Annotated in this window: 3 protein-coding genes; 1 reads left to right on the top strand and 2 read right to left on the bottom strand. The window is 58.5% G+C overall.

The features are described from left to right. On the bottom strand, positions 1-128 hold a 128-nt coding region (locus AC1DWI_RS22930; protein WP_477725883.1), incomplete at its 3' end, for a 50S ribosomal protein L27. A gap of 27 nt (positions 129-155) precedes the next feature. Further along, positions 156-467, bottom strand: coding sequence for a 50S ribosomal protein L21 (gene rplU, locus AC1DWI_RS22925; RefSeq protein WP_122955355.1), 312 nt, complete (start codon positions 465-467; stop codon positions 156-158). Positions 468-660: 193 nt separating this feature from the next. Here rplU and AC1DWI_RS22920 point away from each other — a divergent pair. Then, a partial coding sequence (locus tag AC1DWI_RS22920; protein WP_477725882.1) for a polyprenyl synthetase family protein occupies positions 661-1,466 on the top strand: 806 nt, incomplete at its 3' end.

The following is a 1,466-nucleotide window of genomic DNA, read 5'->3' as shown; positions in this document are numbered from 1 at the left end:
GTGCCACGCTGGCGCACAATGATGCTGCCTGCGTTAATGACTTCACCGCCAAATTTCTTGACGCCGAGCATTTTGGGCTGTGAATCACGCCCGTTTCGCGTAGAGCCGCCGCCTTTTTTCTGTGCCATTTTTCGTTACTCCTGGTACGTCCCTGCTTAACCGGCGATGGCGCCGATTTGCAGTTCCGTGTAGTTTTGCCGGTGGCCCTGACGCTTTTGGTAGTGCTTGCGACGGCGCATTTTGAAAATGCGAACCTTGTCGTGCCTACCCTGGGAAAGGACAGTGACTGTAACAGTGGCGCCGGACACCAAGGGCGTACCAACCGTGATTGTGCTGCCGGTGCCGACAGCCAATACCTGGTCAATAACGATCTCTTGGCCTACGTCCGCAGCAATCTGTTCTACTTTAATTTTTTCTCCAGTAGCAACCTTGTATTGTTTGCCACCGGTTTTTATGACCGCGTACATGTAAGACCTCTTTATTGAGTTCTGCAGACGGATTTCCGCAGAGCCCAATATTCTAGCATGACGGGGCCAAATTGGCCAGAAGTGCCGTTTTAGCGCTTTCAGGTGGTGGTTGCGGGCTGCGGCAGCGCCTCCGGACAGAGGGGGCTTCCTATAATCTGCCCAAACTTACCATCTCTCAACATCTGGATCCCCTTTGTCCGTCAACTCTTCAAGCACTGCCGCAGCCCTAGCCCTGATTGCCGACGACATGCGTGGAATGGACGCGGTCATCGAGCGGCGGCTCAAATCCGAGGTGCCGCTGGTCAGCCAGGTGTCGCAGTACATCGTGGCAGCTGGCGGCAAGCGACTTCGTCCCGCCCTGCTGCTGCTGCTGTGCGGTGTGCTGGGGTACCGGGGGGAACAACGCCACAACCTCGCGGCCGTGGTGGAATTTATCCATACGGCAACTTTGCTGCATGACGACGTGGTGGACGAATCCACCTTGCGCCGGGGCCGCACGACCGCCAACGAGGCCTTCGGCAACCCTGCCAGCGTTCTGGTGGGTGACTTCCTCTATTCCCGGGCGTTCCAGATGATGGTCGAAGCCGGCGATATGCGTGTCATGCAGACACTTGCCGAGGCGACCAACGTGATCGCCGAGGGCGAGGTGCTTCAACTTATGAACATGCACGACGCGACACTGTCGGAGGAGGGCTACCTCCGGGTGATTCGTTCCAAGACGGCCAAGCTGTTCGAAGCCAGCGCCCGCCTGGCGGCCTTGCTGGCCCAGTCGCCGCCAGCCATTGAGCAAAGCTGCGCAGACTACGGCCAGGCACTGGGCACCGCATTCCAGGTGATCGACGACGTGCTGGACTACGACGGGGATGTGTCTGAAATGGGGAAGAACCTGGGCGACGATTTACGCGAAGGCAAGGCGACACTTCCGCTGATCATCGCCATGCAGCGAGGTACCGAGGCTGAGCGTACGACCATCCGGCAGGCAATTGAGACGGGTGGCAC

The organism is Polaromonas sp. P3_C2 (assembly GCF_056402675.1).
The sequence above is the reverse complement of the archived record's forward strand: the minus strand, read 5'-3'. Positions and strand labels throughout refer to the sequence as shown.